The sequence below is a fragment of the Streptomyces phytophilus genome (assembly GCF_013870535.1).
GTDB lineage: Bacteria > Actinomycetota > Actinomycetes > Streptomycetales > Streptomycetaceae > Streptomyces > Streptomyces phytophilus.
On sequence record NZ_JACBXC010000511.1, the window covers coordinates 1 to 4,112 of the forward strand.

Consider the following 4,112-nt stretch of genomic DNA (forward strand, 5'->3'; position numbering starts at 1 on the left):
CGAGCTGCCCGTCGGCAGCAAGTCCGGCGGTGTGGAGCTGCGCCTGAGCGCCGCGCTCAAGAAGGCGGTCGGCGCCGAGGGCTACGAGCTGACCTCCGGCGCCGACGGCGTGGTGATCTCCGCCGCCGCACCCGCCGGGCTCTTCCACGGCGTGCAGACCCTGCGCCAGCTGCTGCCGCCGGCCGTGGAGGCGGGCACGCCGCAGGACGGGCCGTGGCTGGTGGCCGGGGGCCGGATCACCGACGAGCCCCGGTTCGCGTACCGCAGCGCGATGCTCGACGTGGCGCGGCACTTCTTCACCGTCGAGCAGGTCAAGCGCTACATCGACCAGCTCGCGCTGTACAAGTACAACACCCTGCACCTGCACCTCACCGACGACCAGGGCTGGCGGCTGGCGATCGACTCGTGGCCGAACCTGGCCGAGTACGGCGGCAGCACGCAGGTCGGCGGCGGACCCGGCGGCTACTACACCAAGGACCAGTACCGCGACATCGTCGCCTACGCCGCGAGCCGCCACATGACCGTCGTGCCCGAGGTCGACATGCCGGGCCACACCAACGCCGCCCTCGCCTCCTACGCCGAGCTGAACTGCGACGGCGTCGCGCCGCCGCTGTACACCGGCACGAGCGTCGGCTTCAGCTCGCTGTGCGTGCCGAAGGAGGTCACGTACGACTTCGTGGACGACGTCCTGCGCGAGCTGGCCGAGCTGACACCCGGCACGTACCTCCACATCGGCGGCGACGAGGCCCACTCCACCCCGCACGAGGAGTACGTGGCCTTCATGGACCGGGCGCAGCGGGTCGTCGGCGAGTACGGCAAGACCGTCGTCGGCTGGCACCAGCTCACCGGCGCGAACCCCGTCGAGGGCGCCGTCGCGCAGTACTGGGGCACGAGCGGCGGGGAGCAGGACGTCATCGACGCCGCCAAGGCGGGCACCCCGCTGGTGCTCTCACCCGCCAACAGGACGTATCTGGACATGAAGTACCACGAGGGGACGCCGCTCGGGCTGAGCTGGGCCGGCTACGTCGAGGTGCGGCAGTCCTACGACTGGGACCCCGGCACGTACATGAAGGGCGGCGTCCCCGAGAGCGCGATCCTCGGCGTCGAGGCGCCGCTGTGGTCGGAGACCCTGTCGACCAGCGACCAGATCGAGTTCATGGCCTTCCCGCGCGCCGCGGGCGCCGCCGAGCTGGGCTGGTCCCCGGCCGCGAAGCTCGGCTGGGAGGGCTACCGCGACCGGCTGGTGGCGCAGGGCCCGCGCTGGGAGGAGATGGGCATCGACTTCTACCGCTCGACGCAGGTGCCCTGGCAGTGATGCCGTAGGGACGGACGAGGGGGCACGGGCCCGCCTCCCCCCTGCGGCTGCCGGTCCGCGGCCTGGCCGCGGAGCCCGCGGAGGGGAGGCGGTGGGGGGACGGCCCGCACCGCTCGGCACGGCTGGAGGCCACGGCCTCCGCGCCGTCCCGAGGAACGCTACGCACGCTAGTGGCCGCGACTCGGGCAAAACACCCGACACGGGCACCGGGCGCGAGGCTTAAGACTCTCTTGAGGAACGCATCGGAGGCACTTAATCCGCGCGCCGCCGGGGCCGGGAGGGCCGCCCCGGCGGCGCGCGGACGACCGCTCAGCTGCCGCCGAGCTTCACCTCCCGCGGCGCGCCGTTGCTGCCGCTCCAGCCGGCGTTGAAGCCGAAGGAGACGGCACCGCCGTCCGGCACCGCGCCGTTGTACGGCGTGTTGCGGCAGTTCACGGTGGTGCCGGCCTGGGTGCAGACGGCGTTCCAGGCGTTCGTCAGGCGCTGCCCGTCGGGGAAGTCCCACTCCGCGGTCCAGCCGTCGAGGGCGGCGCCGTCGCAGGAGATCGTGACGGTGCCGGTGAAGCCGCCGGGCCACTCGTTGGGCACCTCGTACGCCGCGGCGCACTCCTCGCCGGGGCCGGGGCCCGTACCCGGGCCGCCGCCGGCGCCGAGGTCGTCGGCGTAGCCGGCGATCCAGGCGAGGGGGGCGTTCCAGTTGACGGTGACCTCGTTGGTCGAGTACGACTCGATGTCGTCGATGTAGCACATCGCCGGCGCGCAGCCGGTCAGCTCCCGCTGCGCGACCGGGTCCTCCAGCTGCGAGTCCGGGCCGCCGGCCAGCGCGCCCGCGGGCGGGTTGGGCAGGCTCGGGTCGAGCTGGTTGGCCCAGAAGCGGTGGTGCTGGTTCTTCGAGTCGCGCTCGCCGTGGCCGGTGACGTACGACTGGTTCAGCGGGTTGCGGCCGAGCACGTAGTCCAGGCCGGTCAGTACGGCGTCGCGGTAGCCGGCCTCGCCCGTGAGGCCGTGGGCGGTGGCCAGGACGACCATGTTGTTGAGCACCTGGCTGTTGGAGCCCCAGACGTAGCGCCCGCCCTCGGGGGCGTACGGGAGGCCGTAGGCGGCGTCCGCGGCGTCGGCCGCGTAGCCGTCGGCGGCGTCGGTGACCATGCCGCGTACGACGGCGAGCTGCGCGTCCGTCAGCCCGCTGTCGACGGTGGCCAGGTCCAGCGCGCCGAGCCCGGCGGTGGCGCCCCACGACATGCCGCCGCCGGGGAAGACGGCCGCGGCGTCGCCGTGCAGGGGCGAGCCGAGCACGTCCTGGAGGTAGGCGTCCTCGCCGGTGGACAGGTACAGCTCGGCGGCGGCCCAGTAGAACTCGTCGCTCACGTCGCCGTCGCTGTACGCGCCGCCGCCCGTGCCGTCGTTCGGGTCGGCGAGCATGTCGGGGTTCGCCTCGGCGGCGGCGTACGCGGTACGGGCCGCGGACAGGCAGCTCTCGGCGAACTCCGCGTCGAAGTCCGCGTACAGCCGCCCGCACTGGGCGCCGGTGGCGGCCAGGTTGAGCGTCGCGGCGGTGGACGGCGGGTGCAGCTCGCGCGGCTGCGGGTCCTCGTGCGGGAGCATGGGCAGGCCGGTCCACTGCGCGTCGTGCAGCTTGTGGTGCGCCATGCCGGCCAGGTCCTCGCCGGCCGGGACCTGCATGGCGAGGAGGAACTCCAGCTCCCAGCGCGCCTCGTCGAGCACGTCGGGCACGCCGTTGCCGCGCTCGGGCACGGCGAGCCTGCCGTCGCCGATCGGCTCGCCGTCGGCGCCCTCGGTGGTCAGCGTGCGCTCGTACGCGGCCATCACCTGCGCTGCGGCGATGCCGCCGTTGACGACGTACTTGCCGTGGTCGCCCGCGTCGTACCAGCCGCCCGCGGCGTCCAGGGTGTAGTCGCAGCCGCCCGGCTGGCAGGGGACGTCGTCGTCGCCCTGGTTGGGCGCGGCGCCCACGTGCCCGGCGGGGCGCGCGTACTCCTCGCCGACCAGTTCCGCGTCGATCTCGATGCCGCTGCGGTTGTGGTAGAAGTACGCGAGCGCGTCGGTGCGCAGCTTGCCGTAGATGTCGTCGCCGATGGCGAAGGGCTCGCTGGTCTCGCCGCCGATCGTGACGGTGTAGCCGTCGCCGGCCTCGGTGAAGTCGCCGAAGGCGAAGGTGTGCACGTTCTGCAGCGAGGTCGGGTCGGTGCCCGCGGGCACGGTGGTGCCGCTCGCCTTCGCGGTGCCGTCCGCGGCGTTCAGCGTCCAGTCGAGGGGCTCGGTGGCGTCGGTGACGAAGGTGCCGTTCTTCGGCCCCTCGGTGAGGTAGCCGACCTGGTTGACGCGCACGGGCGAGCCGGTGTCCGGGTCGTACGGCGGCTGTTCCGCACCGCCGCGCAGCGAGACGTCGTCGACGCAGAAGGTGTACGCCGTGTCGCTGCCGCCGATCTGGAAGGCGAGTTGGGCGGCGTCGTCCGCGGCGGTGGCGGTGAAGACGTGCTCGAAGGTCTGCGCGGTGTCGGTCACCTGGTCCGCGGAGGAGAAGAACTGCCCCCACGGCTCCACGCCCTGCTGCACGTTGGTGCGGATCGTCACCGGTGCGGTGGCGGTCGCCGAGTAGCTCAGGGCGTAGGTCTCACCGGCGGCGATGGGGAGGTCGTTCTGGCCGACGATGGCGTCCCACGGGTTGGCGGTGCCGGCGGGTACGTCGGCGCAGAGCCGCCCGTCGACCACCGTGGCGGGGTTGTCCGGCGTCCACCACCAGGGCGCGGTGCCGGCGTCGAAGCCGCCGTTGACG

2 protein-coding genes are annotated in these 4,112 nt (G+C 73.4%); one reads left to right on the top strand and one right to left on the bottom strand.

Features of this window, described 5'->3' with window-relative positions; all coding sequences use genetic code 11:
- Positions 1–1,315: beta-N-acetylhexosaminidase (locus tag H5J30_RS20305; protein ID WP_181788830.1), on the top strand; the 1,315-nt coding region annotated here is incomplete at its 5' end.
- A gap of 309 nt (positions 1,316–1,624) precedes the next feature.
- On the opposite strand, the gene H5J30_RS20310 is transcribed toward H5J30_RS20305, so the two are convergent.
- Positions 1,625–4,112 (bottom strand): glycoside hydrolase family 9 protein (locus H5J30_RS20310; RefSeq protein WP_181788831.1); only part of this gene is annotated, 2,488 nt, incomplete at its 5' end.